The organism is Bradyrhizobium sp. 134 (assembly GCF_023074155.1).
In the GTDB taxonomy this organism is placed as follows: domain Bacteria; phylum Pseudomonadota; class Alphaproteobacteria; order Rhizobiales; family Xanthobacteraceae; genus Bradyrhizobium.
Map to the genome: position 1 here is coordinate 1 of NZ_JADPKX010000003.1, position 17,099 is coordinate 17,099.

Consider the following 17,099-nt stretch of genomic DNA (forward strand, 5'->3'; position numbering starts at 1 on the left):
TCTACGAGCTGATCGACGAGCCGGACAAGACTGGTCCCGATGGTCGGTTCGGGCTGATGTTCAATCTGTCGACCCCGAAGCCGCTCATGTCGACGGTTGGCAACTATACGGGTGGACCCCAATAACAGCGGCGCTATTCCGGTGCAGATTTTCGGCTAGACTCCCTTCAGGGGTGAGCACATAGGGACTATCAACCTGCGGCACTTCTGCTAATGTTGTGGTCTCATTTGTTGGGAAACTCGCTCCTACGCCGGGAGGGTCCAGTGCCTGATGAACACGACTCCACTTTGCGCGATGCGCATTGGAAAATGTACTCAGAGAATTCGATCCAAGCGCGTCATCACGAGACGCAACGAGCGGCGGTAGCATCTACATTCATAGGCATTTCGGGCGCAGTCATCGCCTTCATGACTTCGGACAAGACGCTGAGTCCTTTGGACCTGCCGCCTGCACTGCTACTCGTTCTGCTCGGCATGTTCGGAGCAGTGTTTTCCGCGAAGCAATACGAGCGTATACAGCTACACACGCGGCGCGCACGGGGCTATCGTGATGCCTATGATGCGCTGCTTCCAGGGTCACCTCTGAGAAGCATCAGACGGATCGCGGATGATGACAACACGCGAGAATTTCCGAAACTGAGTGTTCTACGTCTGAATCAGTTTTGGATTGCGATGAACCTTGCGATCTCTGGACTTGGCGTTTGTCTCGTGATTGTGGCGCTATTCTTCCCGATTCGGGTCATAGCCCCGTAATGGCGTTCGTAGGTCGCCTTCTCGACGGTTGCCTTCACTCCCTTCAAGTCACTGAACCTCCAGAGGGGCGCAAAATTCCATGGCCGCCATCCTCATCAGGTCGTTGGTCGAGCGAAGTCATCTCAGCACCGGGAGAAGTCTTATTATGCAATCACAATCTTCGAGCCGTTGCGGGTCGCCCGAGACCCGCCATGTCGAAGGCTTCGATTCGATCGGAACGAAGAAGAGAAGTTTATTCCGACAACATTGAATAGAGATTGAACCCGCCAATCGCAAAAGCACAGAAGGCAATGAACCACGCGCCGGAATCATGCGGCCAAGTCACAATTGCCCATATTCCTAGCCCGACCAACCCAGCATTGATCGCCAGGCCGACAATATTGGTGTGATTAAGGACATAAGCAACAACGGCAAAAAGGAATACCCCCAGCGATGAGGGCTACCAAAAACGAAAAATGAAAAAAGGCCTTCGATTGGTGCGGGCATTTAACTTCCCCGCGCGGCTACCATGATGAACAAACACCACCACCGATAGAGGGTTTGTCGCGTCCTTTCCCTCAGGGATGTCGGCTCGCTCTCTTCAAGGGAAGGGAGGGGAGTGCTCAATGTACTCCGCTGGCCGTACCTTTCGAGATCGCGCGCGTCAAAGCCTCGAGGCGGGCTGCGATGCCGCTCATCCGGCGGGCCGCGTGTTGAAGCGCTACTATGTCGGTCGGCCCGGCGCCGGTCGCGAGATTGAGTTCGTTCTGCAGGTGCTGAAATTCCGCCTTGCACCGGTCCAGCTCGGCGATAAGCATCGCGAATTCGTCCATTGGCGAACGGCCCTTCTGTTGCATGGGCTATGGCCACGATAAGAATAGTCCGACAGGGCTGTCAGGTGTCTTCTCACGGTGGGTAGTCCACCAGCATTCGATCGATCTCTTGGTCAAGCCAGCGTTTGGAGAGGCTTAGGAGGAAGCCCACCATCCGTCCAGGAATGGCTCCGGCAAAGCCCAATCGACTTGGTTGTCGTTGTCAGGGGGAGCTGATAGCTCCTGCATTCCCCCTTAGTGCCGCGTGGCGACGGAGGCGAACAGACAAAGCGACCCGTTCACCACGTCGAACGCGGCGCGACGGAGGATGTGTCCAGCGTAGTGGAGGCACACCTCGGGCGCTTCGCTCAGCTTCTTCGACCAGATCTCGAAGATCTTCCAACTCTGAGAGCTGAGAAATGAGTTCACTAAGTCGTCGGGCACAAAAGATTGGGCGAGAGCTTCGCATAATGTCCTCCCCAGCACAAAAAGCACTATCAGGACGGCTTCAGAGCAAATAGCGCGAGCGTAAAAGTGAAAACTATCATGGGTAAATATCGGATTTCAATACGTCAGGCTAATTGCCGCAGGGTGGCTGCTTCGGTCAGCGCGGTCCGAGACCATTGAGAGAGCAAAAGGACCCCAGCTTCAGGGCGGTGAAGCTGGGGCTGTCTTGAGGCTGCCCCTTGGGAAAGGCAGCCACCCGCTGGCAAAGGGCAACAGGAAAACTTTGCAATCGGGAAGTCGTTCCAAGCCGCTTGTCGGCCGCAGAATTCCCGGATGTTGACGCAAGCCGCTCCCTCTGGGCGCCGAGCGGTTGGGCTTGGCGCATTTACCTTGTTTGAGATTTTGACCCCGGCTGTGCCGTTCTGAATCGAGGCGAGCCAGCAGTCACACGTCAGCCCACCGCTGCTCGTCGATTATCCCAGCGTCTGGGTGTTTTGCCGGAGCGTCGTCGTGAGTTCAGGTTCGATGCCCGACACACGAGCCGCCGTGTCTTCCACGTTCGTGACGAGGGCGAGAGTCCTCCGGAACGGCGCAGGACGTGCGAGCAGTGCGGCAGGGCTTAAACGCTGCAGCGCTCCAGCTCGCGGTTCTGTTCGGGGGCGTGCAGAACGCGCGCATGCCGCGAGCGTTTGGCGCGTTACAGCATGATGCACCGCCGCGCGCCACGCCCACCACGCAAGGCACCACCAGATGGCTTGCTACGACGACAAACTGGGTGAGAGAAACGATTGCGGGAGACGACGAGGTATCACTGTGAGTAATCGTCACCACCGCCGCGCTGATCTGGCTAAAATCAAACGCAATACACCTGGCGCCTTGCTGACGTATCTGGTCGAGCCCGACGAACCGGCGCTCGATGGCATGCCGCTGCTCAAGGCTGCGGCGGGCCACCGGACCGGCCGGTCTCGAAGATGGTCGTCACTGCATCATCTGCAGTTCATCCTTGTGACCAGTCGGGACATCGGCGATGTTGCTCAGCACGCCTGACATCGCCAAGCCGACCAAGTTGGTACCGCCGGAACATGCCGGGCGTGCTGGGAAGCGTGATCTGCCCGTTGAGGGAGCCGTCCATGGGTGAGGTTAGCACGATTGGTCTGGATTTGGCGAAGTCGCTGTTCCAAGTGCATCGGATCGATGTCACGCGCGCGGTCCTGATGAAGCGGGTAAGTCGGGCAAAGGTGCTGGAGTATTTTTGCCAGCAGCCACGTTGTTTGGTTGGGATCGAAGCATGACCCTCAGCGCATCATTGGGGCCGCGAACTTCAGGCGCTTGGACATACGGTCAGACTGACACCTCCGAGCTATGTGAAGGCCTACCTCAATCGCAGTAAGAACGCTACGAATGATGCGGCTGCGATCTGTGAGGCTGTGACGCGGCCGCCGATGCGTTTTGTCCCGGTCAAGAGACGACGGAGCAGCAGCCGTTTTGATGCTGCACCGGACTCGACAATCGCTGGTGCGCCAGCCTACCAATGTTGAGCAATGCACTGCGCGGGCACCTGGCCGAACTCGGCATCGCGTCGGCCAAGTGGCGCAACGGGACAGCGGAGTTACCAAGGATTATCGATTGTCGGGGGCGAGACTACAAGGAGCGGAAGCTGTCGCTCGCGGCCTGAGGCAGGCGGACTACGAGATGGCAACACCAATAGACGAGCGCATGACGACTTAATGCAGATACCTCGTTCCGAGAATCGGGAGAACCCGCTTTCAGACGGTCAACGCCCGGTGGGCGAGGTAGAACATCGCGAAGGTGGAAATGATGAGGCTTGTTCGGGAGAACGACGCTCGCACTTGGACAGCAGACTCAGTGTGCGTGGCTTGAGGATGGGCATGTGACCCGATGGGGCAAGTTTCGCGCCTTATTAGTCGAACGTGGCGGACTTCCGTCCGCCAGCGCGGACGCGCTCTTGTGTCACATACCAGATTAGGTCAGCATGAAGAGTGCTGTACATAGCCGATCCGCGCTGGAAGATTGTGGTCGCCGACGGCGCGAAGAGAACCGCGATGTGGTTGCCGCGGGGCCTTGATCTGCTTTGATTCCGCTCGACCGAGTAATGGAGTGTTCTGCGATTGCAGCTCTGGCCCCCAACTAAAGTTTCTTTCCTTCTGGATCAGCCATGAGAAGGCTTAGTACCGGCGTCGGTTGCGCTAATCAGAGATGTCTTTCAGTGCTTCCACCAAAAGCCTATTGTCGTCTTCAGTGCGGCTTGCGATGCGCAAGAATCGTTTACCATTTTGAAGAGTCTTGCCGCCATTGTGCCTGATCAATATCCGTCTATCTTTTAAAAGTGTTGAGGCGATCACGTCCCCATCCGGCCAATGGGGCGGGAGTTCGCAGAACACGAAATTTGCGTCGGGCTTCAGAACTCTCATTCCGTCGATGCTGCGCAGGTCTGCGTATAGTTTGTCCCTGTCGCTGCCCACCCTCACCCAACTCTGCTTTGCAGCGTGCGCCAGGTGAGGAAGCTTGCTTAGAAAAAACTCAGCAAACGTATTAACATTCCACGTGGGGAGGGCGGCTCTAATTTCGTCCATCGTCTGTACATTTGCTGATGCCGCATACCCGACCCGTAAACCGCATGTCCCGTAAATCTTTCCAAGGCTTTTGAGAACGATCACGTTCGGAAATTCCAGCAGATGATTTTCCAGGCTTGCACTTCGCCCGAGCTCACTAAACTCGATAAATGACTCATCGATCAGTAGGAGTTGCTGTTGAGCTCGAAGCGCGGAAGCCAGATATAGTAAATCCGCATAGGGAACCATCCGCGAGGTGGGATTATTCGGCGATATCACGACTGCGGCGTCGACACCATTTGCACGCGCAAATGCTGCATAGCGGTGCACATCGAGTTCAAAATCTGGCGGTGACAGGATAAAGCGTGACAACCGCCCGAGCAAGGCGGTGGTTTCATAGGGATTGAAGGTTGGGACCGGGACAGCAATCCGCATACCCAGTCGGCCAAGGAGGATGGGAATCAGTTCAGCCACGCCATTGCAAATGACAAGATTATTAACCGGCGTCTTTACCGCATCCGCTAGAAGCTGGACCAGCTGCGCATTAGGAGAGGGATAGCAAGTAATAAGCCGCGGTAGAGCGTTCTTAAGTTCGTCAAGGAACGCCTGCGGCGGAAAATATGGATTTACCAGAAGCACGAAGTCCTTGATGTCATATTTCCAATAGCCGCCGGGGAATCGGTTGACCAGGTCAGAAACCTCGTCCGGCCTAAGGGATACGGCGATTTGTGCTGCGGTATTCATGAGTGCGACTAGCTCAACGTTTCAGGGCAAACGAAAATCGTAGGATGGTCGCGATCTCCCGACAAGCTCCCGGCGAACAAGCCTCGAGCAGTGCCGATCCGTGCGGAGATGTTCTCGGCAACAAGTCTGGTGCACGCCGGGGTTGGCGAGACTACACGTCATCATGTGACCTGCATGGAGTGAAGCCTGCAAGCCCAAGAAGGCCAGTCGCTGGATCATACTTCCATCCGCAATCAAAAGGAGCGACTGGCTAAAAGCACCGATGACGCGACGGCGAAGATGCTTATTGCCGTATACATTGTTGCGCTGAGTGGTGGCACGCGAAGAGGCGCGACATGCGCTATAGCGAGCAGCAAGAAGGCAATGTTCACGAAATCCGGAAATGCTTCAGCAGGAATAAGAGGCTTAAAAAGAAATAGAAGCGCCAGGAGCGGCACGTCGTATGATAAGGGGACGCCCAAGAACCGTCCATCACGCGACCTGCCAAAGTTCGCAAAGTAGCTAAGCCTTATTGCTCCCGTCACCAGTAGAGCGGTTGCGGTCGCAAACGCGACTTGTGAAGCTTGGCTGACTTGTACCACAACTGCCGCAGGCACAACGGCTCCATAGATGATATCTGCAAAGCCGTCGAGGCTCGCTCCCATTTTTGCGACATCTGGATCCCGACCTTTCGTGCGACCTGCCACAAACCCGTCCAGGTGGTCCGATAGAACAGCCCAAAGCGCCGCTGCCACAGATAGCTCCAGGCGGTCAGAGAGAGCTAAAAACAGGCTGGCGGAGGAAAAGAGAAGACCTGTGATCGTTATCGCGTTCGCTGGATCCCAAAGGTATTTCAGCATTGAACTCTCACCTCGTTTGCAAATGACGTCTCGCCGCGTAGGCATTCGTTCGGTCCTTGAAAATGCGCTCGGCAATCTCCAAATCGTCAGCATTATCAATTTCGTACCAGCTGAGGCCGTCGCATTGCGCCGCGGCGAGCTGTAGGCCTCGCCTCGCTATCAGATAACCCAAAAGTTCTTCGGTGTAGGTCTGCCTAGCTCCAGCGGTGATGATATCGTCCAGTGTCGGAACGATCGTTGCCTTGAGTGTCGGCGCTGAAAGCCGTAGGAGGTTCATCGTCTTGAAAAGCTTTGGGCCATCCGCGACAAGATTTGCCGCGGTTTGCTTCAATCGAAAGCCTGAGATGAAGCCGTTCTGCGACAACAGGACGGCCGACCCTTCCATTGAATCATCGAAGGGAACGACTGCAGCTACGTCGGTCCCGCGGCAGACCATCAAGTGTCGCAGCGCATCCTCTTCGAAAAAGACGTCGCCCTCGAGAAGAAAGCAGTCTCCGGAGAGAAGAGCGTCGCGCGCCAGCCACAAAGAATAGGCGCTTCCGGTGCGGTCGAAGACGGTCGACTCGACATATTTGATTTTGAGTTCGCCAAAGTTGCTACCGCAGGCATATTGAATGGCGTCTTTGCGGTAACCCACCACGATCGTCACCTCTTCCACGCCAACAGATTCCAGATTGTGTAGAGCGTTGTGAAGAATCGAAGTGCCGTTGACCTCGACCAGCGACTTCGGCCGCAGATCTGTCAGAGGACGCAGGCGGGAGCCGCAGCCAGCGGCGAGAATGATGGCGTTCTTGGGAGCATCGGTCACAGTTTAGTTCCTTTTTCGTCGCGCCTCTAAGGTGAAACACCGACGGACTTCTTGCGCCAGCTTTAGCGTGCTGAAGCGAGATCAGGTCTGCCGGAGCCATCTGAAAATGGAGCCCAAGCGTTAAGACAGACAAATGGTTCTCGTCGGTCCTTTCACCAGAGAGAAGGGAGGCGGTGGATCCGGTGCCTCGAGCTGCCGAGATGGCAAAGTCCGCATTTCGGTTGAGTGAGGCGGGCTACGCTATCTCAGGACATCTCAGTGCAATGGTTAGGCATTTGAGATTGCAGTCGAACTTGGCCAGCTAGGAGGAAGTCCAGGACAGTAGGTGGACAACGAAAATGCGCTCCTGTGTCGACGAAACCCTATTTGCGCAGTTCAGCGTCGGGACGCAAATATCGCGTTTCCGCACGGGCGAGTTCGTCGTACTTGAACAGTTCGAAGACTTCCTCGAGAGTAGCGATGTGCGGCTCAATGCTCGCGGTGCTTTCCTCAGCGATGATGCGACCGCAGACTTGACGCATTGCCGCTATTGCCGCTCGCATAGACTGGTTGGCCCAGATCACCGTAGAGATGCTGGCTTCTCGGTATACAGAAATCGGTGTTCGATAGTATTTCGTCGGAACGATCACGACCGGCAGTCTGTTCTGCCAAGCGCGCGCGAACGAAAGGACTTCGTCCGCGGTGCTCCTTCGCGAATGAATGAGGATCGCATCGGCTCCCGCGTCGGCGTAGGCGTGAGCGCGCGAAAGTGCTTCGTCCATCTCATGCCCAGCAATCAACGCCTCGGTCCTTGCCACCAAGATCAAGTCGTCCGCGACTGTATCCTTCACTGCCCGGAGGCGGCCAGAGAATTCGTCGATATCGGCGAGGGGGTGCCGATGCCCAACAAACGAGTTCATCTTCGGAAAGCAACTGTCCTCGAGCGCCACGCCGGCTGCTCCACGCTGACGGAGGCTGCGTGTCACGAGGCGCGCGTTGTTGAAATTCCCGAAGCCGCCATCTCCGTCAACGAGCACAGGCAGTCCGCTCGAGTCCACGATCCGCTCGACTACATCTACGAGTTGGCTCCACGACGCTTCGTTGGCATCGCGGTAGCCCAGGGAGCAGGCAATTGACAGGCCGGACGCCCAGAGGCCTTTGAACCCCGCGCGCTCAGCGATTGCGGCGGAGAGACCATCATGCGCTTCCATGAGGAACGATAGCTCGCTGCGGCAACAGATTTCGGCCCGCAGCATTTCAGCAGGTGAGGAACCAGCGGATTGATCGGGGCCGTTGGCGCGAACAGATGCTAATCGGTCTTGCATGCCAATTCCTTGTGATGACGGGCCTAACGTGTAGACCGGCCGATTTCATCAATCGATAGGTGACCTGCTTCCGTCATCTAGATCAATTGCGAGGGTTGGTAGTTGACCGCGCCCGCAAACCTGCTCCGTGTGGGAGTGCTCAAGAGCCATCTTCCGCGTGGTCAATCGCTACGTCGGCAACTTGCAGCCCATGCCGGGCGTCTTCCCTAACTATCCCGCGCCTGTGATCCGCAATCAACCGAAGCCTAGGACTGAGACGCGCGCTTAACTTTCACGCACGCTTCGTTTGTCTGTAGGGCGCCGCGGTCTTGCCTGTCCTGCCACGTGCGAGGCTCGGCTTGTGGCGGCTTCAAACACACCGCAATACGTCCGTCGAGTTGCCATAGCTCGATGTCGATGGCATCAACTAGCTGCTGAGCACGTTCCTGTGCTTTTTGCTCGTCGGCACACTGCAAATTGGCCGCGCTTATAACGTGGCGGTCGTGATCCAAAAGGTAAGCTCGGTAGTGCGCCATCCCCTTCCCAAGAAATTGAGCGGGCCCAGACCCTCGCTGGCTTGATCATCGGACCATCACCTCAATCCCTCAATGAGCGTTCTCCGGCCGAGCGCATCGTTCGCCGTCAGAAGCGAACCGCCAAGCATTGCCAAGTAGTTTGGCAACTCGCAATCGGGAAGCGCGTTCATATTGCGCACAAACGAGGCAACCGAGTTCCTAAGATCAGCTCGGTCGAGATGATCGAATGCCCGCTGCTTGCACCGCTCGACATATTTGTCGCGCGTCATTTCAATTAATAGGAAATGTTCCATTTCGTCTCCCCAACCGATGACTGCTTCCAATAGTGAAGTTGGAGCCGAGCGGATTTGGCCCGTCTGTCCGAGGGGCGACAAACGGCTGCGCTTTTGTTCGCAAATGTGGGAATTAGGACAGAGACACACATCGCGACCGCACTGTCGGCGCCGGGCGGAGTCCAACCCAGATACCGGGTCCGACGGCGCAGGTTTTCTGACGCGCGAGAGCTATCAATCGCTGCGCCTCCTGCTTTGACCATTCGCGTGGCCTTCGATATAGCCGGGGCTCGATCGCCATATCACCTCAGTAAGGAAGAAGGCACGCAAGCTCGGCTTGCTGCTCCAGAAGCAGGCCGACCCCTCGCAACTCCATGCGAAGTGAAATCATTCAATGTTGGGCATCGCGCGCCACCGCCACCTGCGTCGATATTCGTTAGGTAGAATGGCGTAGGCCGCTCCAAATGCAGTTCGAGAATCTCCTTGGCAGCCGCGGGGCGCCATGCCGCGAACGATGTCGTCAGGGCTAAACGCCTGGATCGGGTCAAAAGGGGCGGTCAAAGGCGTTGGGAGGTCAAGTCCGGTTTACCCGTCATAGCTGATGGTCCCAGCTTGGCTCATGCTCCTTCACATCCGAGCGAAGCTCCTGCGGCGGCCACCAAATCGGCCAGAATTCCTTCAGTCGGCTCTCTGCTTTGACGCACGCCGGGAAGCCGCCGCGACCCCCAGTTCGCCTGCCGCGCAAGCAAAGGGAGCGGTTTGCAAAGAAAGCGATGGGATGCCGCAGCCTACACTACACGCGAACTATAAAACGTTGACCGTCCCCATGAGCTTCTGTTGATGTCGCGAGTTTCAAACCGTTTGATGAGTTCCGTCTCGAAATTGCCCACCAAAACGAGGGGGCGACAGCATACTTGGTGTGGAGCAAGTGTGCTTTGCGAGCGCCGTCTGCCAGGCTGCTCACAGAGAAGGACAGTCGGATGATTGCGCCGATTCGACGGAACTGGAATCCAAAAGACATTTTCGATGAGTTGACGCCGGCCATGTTCACGGCCGGACCATCGATTGTGCGCGCACGTCGGGACAAGTTGTGGCCAGAGTTGTATACTGAATACGACGCGAGGCACTTAAAACAAGAAGTGTTCAACCGAAATCTGATCGCCACCAACGAAGCTGAGGCGTTTATTAGTGCCTGGGCCGCGGATGAAGAGCGTCACACCGATAGTTTCATCCGGATCATGGAGCTTGTCGCTGGTGAATCCGAAAAAGATCTTCGAGACAGATTGGAGGCTCGATCGCATAGTTTTTCTGCAATCAATGAATACTTGAAGGACGAATTCTCTCTGATCGTTATGATCGCATTTGATGAGATGTGTACTTGCCGCGCCTATGCTGCGGATAGAGAGTTCTATGCCGGACTTGGCAGCAGCTTCCTTCGTTGCCTGAGAGAGGTGGTTGCCGACGAGGCAGTTCACTCGATGAACGCTGTTAATGTTCTCCGTGCCCGTTACTGCGAGCGCATTCCCGAAATCGGCGAGATTCTCGACAGCCTAATCCGCAGCGTGGGCGATGATCCGGACTATACAGGTACCTTCGTACTGGATTACTTCGGCGAGAATTACACGAAGCAGATGTTTGTCAACTGCCGCGCCGCTGTCCTGAGAAACGTCGGTAAGCCGCTAACAGCGGCAGTGACAAGTTGAAGCGTCGGCGCGCAACTAGACAGACGAGCGCTCATCTCCCGTCAGTGCCTCAGAAGTGCATGTGTTGGTCGGCCAGAGCGGATTCGGCTCACAGAGGATTCAGACAGCCTGCATGCGCTGTCCTTGAACGTTTTCGCTCGTTTTCAGTTTATTGGCAAGCGACACGCAATAATGAGCGATTCAGCGGTGCCTTGCACAAGGGGCACCGGTCACACGTCAAGAGAAAAAGCCAATCAGGCAATCATCACGAACAATTAAGCCAAATGCCTGTCGGCTTTCCTCCTGTTGTCGCGAATTCTTCAACGCACGCGCCCGAGGCAGCTATCGCAATTCTCTCAAGTCATTGTCGTTAAACCCGATTTTTTGGAGCGGTGCAACTGGTACGACCCTTGCTGTTCTCATCGCTAGGTTCTCTCCCTTCCGGAGATGCGTATGCAAAGTGCCCTCTGCACCAAGCAGAATTTCCGACCGCCGGCATATCGGGGTATCCCCCCGACGAACATCGTCTTGCACGACGAGGGCCGGTCGCGGTCAACCCTTAAGAATTGTTCGCGTCGGAGGCGTGCGACTAAGCCACCCAGACGCCGCGCATTGTTCATGCAAGGAGCCAAAGTTGCGCGACGAGTCTGTTGGGCTGCTCATCGACCCGGCTCTCGTCGGTGCCGGCGCGGTGAAGATCAGTTGGGGGCTGACGATGCAGATCCGTAGATCGTGCACGACCTTGGCCCATTTCTTTTCATGCTCGCCGGCAAGCCGAACATCCGCGGTGACACCGGGCTCGTTGAGCTCGGGACCGCGGAGCGGCTCGGCGACGGATTGGAACTTGCCTCCGCTTAAAACAAGCTCAATCGAGCGGCGCAATACCGACCTCTTGGGTCAGCCCGCTGAGGCGCCCAAAATGGATCTTTTCAGCTTCACCGAATGCGCGACGCGAACGCAATCGCTCCGATCGCTTTTCGAGCTTCTTGTGAGCTGTGCCAGCGACGAAGGCTTCAGCGAAGTCTCTTACGGAGCGCTCAATTTCGCGGAGCCACTTCGCCTACCGGAGTATCCGCCGCCCGCCGTGGCCGTTAAGTGGCCGCCCGAGTGGTGTGAACGATATTTTGCGCGAAAGTACCACAAAATCGATCCGGTGGTCCGGCGGACACCGACGCTTTCGCGGCCGTTTCTGTGGGATCAACTCGCCGAGCAATATCAACTACAGCCCGACGAAAGGCGCGTACTTGACGAGGCCAGAGAGGCCGGTCTCAAGCACGGCATGAGTGTACCATTGTTTGGGCCATTGGGTCGATTATCGGTCGTATCGTTTGCATCTCGGTTCGACGATGCCGATCCGCAACATTCCAAAGGCCATCTGAACGCACTAGCCTGGCACTTTCACACCGCTTGTGTGGAGATCACACGTCCGGCGGAAGATAACTGCAATATGAGAGTTGCGCTATCACAGCGGGAATTAGATTGTCTAGGGTGGGTGGCAGAGGGCAAATCGTCATGGGAAATCGGGAGGATATTACAAATCAGCGAGAATACGGTGAACTTTCATCTTAAGAACGCGATGCGAAAGCTGGGCGCGACCAGCCGGATCCAAGCCGTCATTGTGGCGATCCGCCTCAATCTTATTTTTGATGTCCATGCTGCGTGAGCATCTTGATGGACGACGATTGTACCCAAGGCGCTGACATTCGGCGCCGATCGAGCCGTTCTGCTCATTGACCGGCGCTTCGCTGGTTCTGATACTCTGGTGATAACTTACGCATTGGCAGCCGCCATCCGAAAAGTTCGTAAGGAGCATGCCGCCGACTTCATCTTTACCGGCAAGCAAACCATCGACGGGACACCGCCCAGGTGGGACCCGGGATTGCGAAGCGGCTTGGGATGCCGACGGCTGACCTACGTCGGCAAGATCAGAGCACTAGACCTAACCGTGCGCACAATCCAAACGGAACGACGTGCCGAAGGCGGTGTCCAGGTTCTGCTTACCAGCCCGTATCTCATTACGATTCTCGAGGCCACCACCAGATTCGCCGCGGCGCCATGGCCGGATGCGCTACGAGCCGCCCGCGCGCCAATCTTGAAATGGAACGCACAGGACGCGGGTCTCGAGGACCATTCCAAATGTGGTCTCGCCGACCGTGATCAGGTGAGTCTTCGCTCCCTCGGCGCGCGCTGACAAAGCGGTGCTGGTGGAGGCTTCCGAGCAGCCGCCGCAAGCTTTGATCCACGCGATCTTCAAGCACCAGCCAAAGCTTGAAGCGGAAGTTGCCGCACCGGTCCGCGAGTAATCTGGGCAGCTTTGTGGGCGCTATCAGGCATGCGCGTCGCTGCACAATTTCGAGGCTCTAACGCTCCTGGATAAGAACTCGACGGCAGCGCCGCGCGCGCTCCCGACAAGAGGAAATTTCTCGGCGCGGGTCTTACGTCTTCAACACCGGCCCGTCTGGAAGGACCTCGACGTAGGGAATGGGTGTTGAGTCGGACTGCCTCAGGTTGCAGATTGACAAACTCGAACGGCGAAGTCCCCTATCGGCCAATACTAATTAGGCGCGCACCTTCGTTTGGGCCTCGTCCGTCCAGAGCCGATGCTTCGGCCATCAGTGTGAAGGCTTCGCTGGAGAACAGGAAGACATGGACGGTAGAGGTTTTCAGTCATGCTCTGCGTCGTTATGAGTTCTGAAAAACGCCACGCTCCTGCAGAATGGGCAGCAGCTTATGATGGTCCTCGATGAGATAATCCGGCTGCGCCGCTCGCAGACGCGTCTCGGAAACAAATCCGCCCGTAATGGCTACGCTGATCAGGCCAAGTTCGCGTGCAATATCCGTTTCGACCGGCATGTCCCCGATGATGAACGTTGAGCTGGGGTTCAGATTGTATGCTCGCATATACAGATGAAGCCGCTCTCCTTTGCTTGTGCTTTTATATTGAGTAGCGCGGCTTTCAAAAGCCAGAACCTCCGCGAAACAATCGTCGATTCCATGTCTTCGTAATTGGGTAATAAGGGGATCGACTATATGGTTACTAACAATAATGCTGGGAACCTCTTGTTGACGTGCCGTTTCCAAAATGCAACGCGCGCCTTCGCGCAGTTCGGCTTTGCTCGCCAGCGGTTCGTAAGTGTCGTGAAAAATAGCGCTGTCATGGTTATCGACCGTTTCGATTTCACTCTCCGACATTCCTAGATTGCGGTAAAAAACCGAAAGTGGAACATCGAAATGATCCCGAAAAGTTTGCATGTCGATGGCAGCTCGGCCGAAGCGGCCCAAAATGGTGTTCGTCGTTTGTAGCAAGGCGTCGGCGTCGTCGAGGAGAGTGCCGTTCCAATCGAATACAAGAGCAGGTTTCATCATGGCCTCATGCTGCAGACGTTTTCGTTGAGGCGAGATCGGCGATCAATCTATTCGAAGTCTCGTCTGCGCGTTTTTGCCCGCCAAGGGGGCGGCATCTCGAACGTAAACGCAGAAAGACCGATTCCCTCATGTCCCCGCGGCAGCAAGGAAAGCAGACTTCAAAGGGCACATCAGCGTTGACCAAAGCCCCGTCCAAACAAACCGTCAAACGACGGCAGGAGGTTTTATGATTATCAAAGGGCTGGAAGTCGGCGTCACTCTTCTCCCTGTAAGAGGGAGTGCGAACGTGTGCTATAGCTACATGCGGCCTGGAATGCGCGTCCTGCTCAGTGAAATCAACATCTGCTAGTCTGCCTTGGCCGGCATGACTTTGTATGTTGAAACCGTTCTTCATGCATAGATGCGGCAACGCCGACCCCCCCTGTGCACGGTTTTCAAGCTTCGGCACCATGTGCTTGAGCTGATCGGAAACCGGCTTTTGTAAGCGAAGGCAACAGAAATGCGCGTGCAGCACCGGACATGCTATGTCTCCCTGACCGACGATTATGGATGTCGCCCGTTGCATGTTGTTGTTTTCCCCCCTGTCCGGTTGCAGACATCCGATGTCTGGAACCGACACCGAGCGGAGGTAATCCGTCGGCTCGCGCGAAGCACATGGTTTTGCGCCTCAGCAAGCAAGGCTCGTACCAAGTCCTCTTTCGCGGGCAGGAGGCTTCGCCGAGCTTGGCAAACGAACTGTGTGATTCGAAACAGCGGCCCTGATCCGGCTGCCGGACTTCCGAGAGCGCGGCCGCCAAAAGTCGACTTTGGTGGGCACGGTGCCTGATGGGGGCCATCCCGCGGTGCTCCGCCTAAAAGCCGCAGCAAAGAGCGTTACGCGACTGTTGCCGCGGCGGGAATGTCTTGGTCCAATCCTCAAGCGGCCAGTCCCAACCCTACGCTGAAGAACGAAGACGTTCAGTGAACTGGGCCCCACCGAGGGACCATCGGGCCTTGTTCGCTGATTGAATTCGTGCGCGCGCCGATCTGCTTGATGTCACGGAGCGAACAGCGCTGTCCGCCGTTGTTGCGGTTTTCAAGGGGTAGACGCTCCGTGACGGCATCGATACGCAAAGTGAAGGCTATTGAAGCGTCACATAAATGAGGGCGTTTCTGAACGAAGCTCGTGCGATTCGGCTAGGCTTCACTGAATGTACTTTCAGGCACATGGCGCAGACGCAAGCGAGGTCGGCAAGGGGACCGGCTCATGTTTTCACGCCGCTATGTCTGTTTTCAGCCGGGTCGTCTTGAAGACGTTAATGTCCGGTCCCCGACATCAGGGCGTAAAATGTTTCCGCGCGCGCTCGCAAAGCCCAATGGTGTTGTTCTCTTGCAGCAAGACGAGGAAGGCGGTTTTCGGCACGTTGATTGCAGCGACGGTGAAGGATGCATTTCAAAAACAGCGATCTCTCGCCGTCACCAGTAAAGAGTTCAGATGAAAGCTATCTATTCCATCAAACAACTCCGTCATTCTTCGAACGTTGGAGGCGCTACGCAGCACAATGGATGGCATCGCTCGACTGGCCATACTGCCGACACGGTGGAAGTCTCGAACTCATCCAGGATATCAAGGCCATGCGGCAGGTAATCGCAGATCGGGAGGCGACAAGCGGCCGTTCCGACGCCAGGGGCATCATGCGGACTGCCGAAAATGCAGAAGCGCCCGCAGATCAACTTGTTCGCGCGAGAGCGAGGCAAAGCGCCCGGCTAGGATGTTTGATGAGCTCAACGCAAGCAACTCGTAAACGCCTGCTCGACGCAGGCGTGTCCTTTGGAATAGACGCCAATGTCGCAGAATACTTGCGGCCCGGTGAGGGTGAGATAGTACAAGCAGAAGTCGAGCAGCACTTGCAGTCTTGCTTGAGGCTTGGTTATCGACACTAGCCGCGACCACAACACGACTGCGACCGCAAAACGGATAGCCAAGATGTACGTGCGCCAGGTGTTCGTCGAGCGCTTTGAACCTAGCCCTGCGGCTACGGAACTTGCCAAACGCGGGCTGCCTGCAAGAGACCTACGCGCTTGGCTCCATCACCGTGAGATCGGCGTGCTCGCACCACTTTGCTCCGGTCATTGGCATTTTCATTGAGGGTTTTCGATGCGCCTCCCGGACCTTTCCACGCCGCAACCGACGCTCGTGATCGGCGAGCCGGGTTGCCCCGATCTCGCGCGCCTCACCGCCGGCGCCCGCCGCGCGCTTCTCTCGGCCTCGTTCGGCTCATTGCGGCCCGGCGGCTCGGGATGGTTCGGCCCCGACAAGCTCCACCGCATGTGGGTCGGCGTGCTGCCTGGTGTCGGTGATCGGTATCAGCAAAGTTGTGCGTGCGGCCAACTTGATCATGGCGCTCCCGCAATCCAAGAGGAAGCGTATTATGTTGGCAGACGAGCTCGAGGCCACATTAATCCGAAGGGGTTGGCCGACCAGTGCGTGTGGCGAGGCGTTCGCGAGACGGAAACCACTATGGTGACCAGCATCATGCGCCGTGTTTCCGCGACAGCAAAATACTGCGTAGCGAATTTCTGGCGCTCATCAAGGACTAAACCGTGACCTATGCATCACTCAAGACATACGGCCGTGAAATCGGCCTATCTGCTGCGTTTTGCCAGCGGCGCCCGCCGTCGCACCGTCGCCTGTTGGGCCAAGATGTCGCCCGTCGACAAGCCTGCCGACGTCGACAAACTACTAACCCTCAACATCGGTGGGGCGACCAAGCCAGCAATATGGATGCAATCGTTGAGCCAAGGCAGCGGAGCGGAGCACTCAGGAGGTGACTGCACGCGACTGAGCGCGTCGTCATTCAAACACGAAGTTTCTCGGCGTGCGGTAACGGGGTTGGAAGGTTCTGCGGCTTCACCCTTGCGACGATCGCGGTGGCTTCTCCGATGTCGTCGTCCACTCGAGAGCAGCGGCAGTGGATCAGGAGGACTTCATCGGCGATGCCCGGCTCGACGGCTGCACTTCCGGCG

At 56.7% G+C, this 17,099-nt stretch carries 12 protein-coding genes and 2 pseudogenes; 7 read left to right on the forward strand and 7 right to left on the reverse strand.

The window, feature by feature from the left end:
• The first annotated feature begins 263 nt into the window (after nucleotides 1-263).
• Nucleotides 264-752, forward strand: coding sequence for a hypothetical protein (locus IVA75_RS00435; protein WP_157642934.1), 489 nt, complete (start codon nucleotides 264-266; stop codon nucleotides 750-752).
• Nucleotides 753-1,354: 602 nt separating this feature from the next.
• Here the strand turns inward: IVA75_RS00435 and IVA75_RS00440 are convergent.
• Nucleotides 1,355-1,588, reverse strand: a complete 234-nt coding sequence (locus IVA75_RS00440) for a hypothetical protein (RefSeq protein ID WP_247285855.1) — start codon at nucleotides 1,586-1,588, stop codon at nucleotides 1,355-1,357.
• A 1,215-nt stretch (nucleotides 1,589-2,803) separates the two neighbouring features.
• Here IVA75_RS00440 and IVA75_RS00445 point away from each other — a divergent pair.
• Nucleotides 2,804-3,037 (forward strand): hypothetical protein, encoded by a 234-nt coding sequence (locus IVA75_RS00445; protein ID WP_247285856.1) that lies wholly within the window; start codon nucleotides 2,804-2,806, stop codon nucleotides 3,035-3,037.
• Nucleotides 3,038-3,120: 83 nt separating this feature from the next.
• A pseudogene (locus IVA75_RS00450) lies at nucleotides 3,121-3,593 on the forward strand (transposase); the annotation flags it as partial.
• Nucleotides 3,594-4,197: 604 nt separating this feature from the next.
• Here IVA75_RS00450 and IVA75_RS00455 read toward each other — a convergent pair.
• The 5 genes from IVA75_RS00455 to IVA75_RS00475 form a co-directional block, all read right to left on the reverse strand.
• Nucleotides 4,198-5,307, reverse strand: a complete 1,110-nt coding sequence (locus IVA75_RS00455) for a histidinol-phosphate transaminase (protein ID WP_247285857.1) — start codon at nucleotides 5,305-5,307, stop codon at nucleotides 4,198-4,200.
• 233 nt (nucleotides 5,308-5,540) lie between these two features.
• Entirely contained in the window at nucleotides 5,541-6,146 is a 606-nt protein-coding gene (locus IVA75_RS00460; protein ID WP_247285858.1) for a CDP-alcohol phosphatidyltransferase family protein, read from the reverse strand.
• Between the two features lie 7 nt (nucleotides 6,147-6,153).
• The gene (locus tag IVA75_RS00465; RefSeq protein ID WP_018455417.1) at nucleotides 6,154-6,954 is read right to left on the reverse strand and encodes a phosphocholine cytidylyltransferase family protein; all 801 of its coding nucleotides are present in this window, start codon (nucleotides 6,952-6,954) and stop codon (nucleotides 6,154-6,156) included.
• A 362-nt stretch (nucleotides 6,955-7,316) separates the two neighbouring features.
• A complete protein-coding gene (gene aepX, locus IVA75_RS00470; RefSeq protein ID WP_018455418.1) occupies nucleotides 7,317-8,189 on the reverse strand; it encodes a phosphoenolpyruvate mutase in 873 nt (290 codons plus the stop codon).
• Nucleotides 8,190-8,829: 640 nt separating this feature from the next.
• Nucleotides 8,830-9,066, reverse strand: coding sequence for a hypothetical protein (locus IVA75_RS00475; RefSeq protein WP_018455420.1), 237 nt, complete (start codon nucleotides 9,064-9,066; stop codon nucleotides 8,830-8,832).
• A gap of 959 nt (nucleotides 9,067-10,025) precedes the next feature.
• Here IVA75_RS00475 and IVA75_RS00480 point away from each other — a divergent pair.
• From IVA75_RS00480 to IVA75_RS00490, 3 genes and pseudogenes are all read left to right on the forward strand, one after another.
• The gene (locus IVA75_RS00480) at nucleotides 10,026-10,748 is read left to right on the forward strand and encodes a hypothetical protein (protein WP_247285859.1); all 723 of its coding nucleotides are present in this window, start codon (nucleotides 10,026-10,028) and stop codon (nucleotides 10,746-10,748) included.
• Nucleotides 10,749-11,646: 898 nt separating this feature from the next.
• The gene (locus IVA75_RS00485) at nucleotides 11,647-12,390 is read left to right on the forward strand and encodes a LuxR family transcriptional regulator (RefSeq protein ID WP_247285884.1); all 744 of its coding nucleotides are present in this window, start codon (nucleotides 11,647-11,649) and stop codon (nucleotides 12,388-12,390) included.
• A 21-nt stretch (nucleotides 12,391-12,411) separates the two neighbouring features.
• Nucleotides 12,412-13,030: pseudogene (locus tag IVA75_RS00490) on the forward strand (nitrogen fixation protein FixA); the annotation flags it as partial.
• A 379-nt stretch (nucleotides 13,031-13,409) separates the two neighbouring features.
• Here IVA75_RS00490 and IVA75_RS00495 read toward each other — a convergent pair.
• A complete protein-coding gene (locus IVA75_RS00495; RefSeq protein WP_247285860.1) occupies nucleotides 13,410-14,093 on the reverse strand; it encodes an HAD family hydrolase in 684 nt (227 codons plus the stop codon).
• Nucleotides 14,094-16,230: 2,137 nt separating this feature from the next.
• On the opposite strand from IVA75_RS00495, the gene IVA75_RS00500 reads away from it, so the two are divergent.
• A complete protein-coding gene (locus IVA75_RS00500; RefSeq protein WP_247285861.1) occupies nucleotides 16,231-16,680 on the forward strand; it encodes a hypothetical protein in 450 nt (149 codons plus the stop codon).
• Nucleotides 16,681-17,099 lie beyond the last annotated feature (419 nt).

Excerpts from the sequence above, each read along its gene's own strand:
- IVA75_RS00440 (WP_247285855.1), bottom strand. The coding sequence starts at position 1,588 with ATGCAACAGAAGGGCCGTTCGCCAATGGACGAATTCGCGATGCTTATC.
- IVA75_RS00455 (WP_247285857.1), bottom strand. The coding sequence starts at position 5,307 with ATGAATACCGCAGCACAAATCGCCGTATCCCTTAGGCCGGACGAGGTT.
- IVA75_RS00460 (WP_247285858.1), bottom strand. The coding sequence starts at position 6,146 with ATGCTGAAATACCTTTGGGATCCAGCGAACGCGATAACGATCACAGGT.
- aepX (WP_018455418.1), bottom strand. The coding sequence starts at position 8,189 with ATGCTGCGGGCCGAAATCTGTTGCCGCAGCGAGCTATCGTTCCTCATG.
- IVA75_RS00475 (WP_018455420.1), bottom strand. The coding sequence starts at position 9,066 with ATGGAACATTTCCTATTAATTGAAATGACGCGCGACAAATATGTCGAG.
- IVA75_RS00480 (WP_247285859.1), top strand. The coding sequence starts at position 10,026 with ATGATTGCGCCGATTCGACGGAACTGGAATCCAAAAGACATTTTCGAT.
- IVA75_RS00485 (WP_247285884.1), top strand. The coding sequence starts at position 11,647 with ATGGATCTTTTCAGCTTCACCGAATGCGCGACGCGAACGCAATCGCTC.
- IVA75_RS00495 (WP_247285860.1), bottom strand. The coding sequence starts at position 14,093 with ATGATGAAACCTGCTCTTGTATTCGATTGGAACGGCACTCTCCTCGAC.
- IVA75_RS00500 (WP_247285861.1), top strand. The coding sequence starts at position 16,231 with ATGCGCCTCCCGGACCTTTCCACGCCGCAACCGACGCTCGTGATCGGC.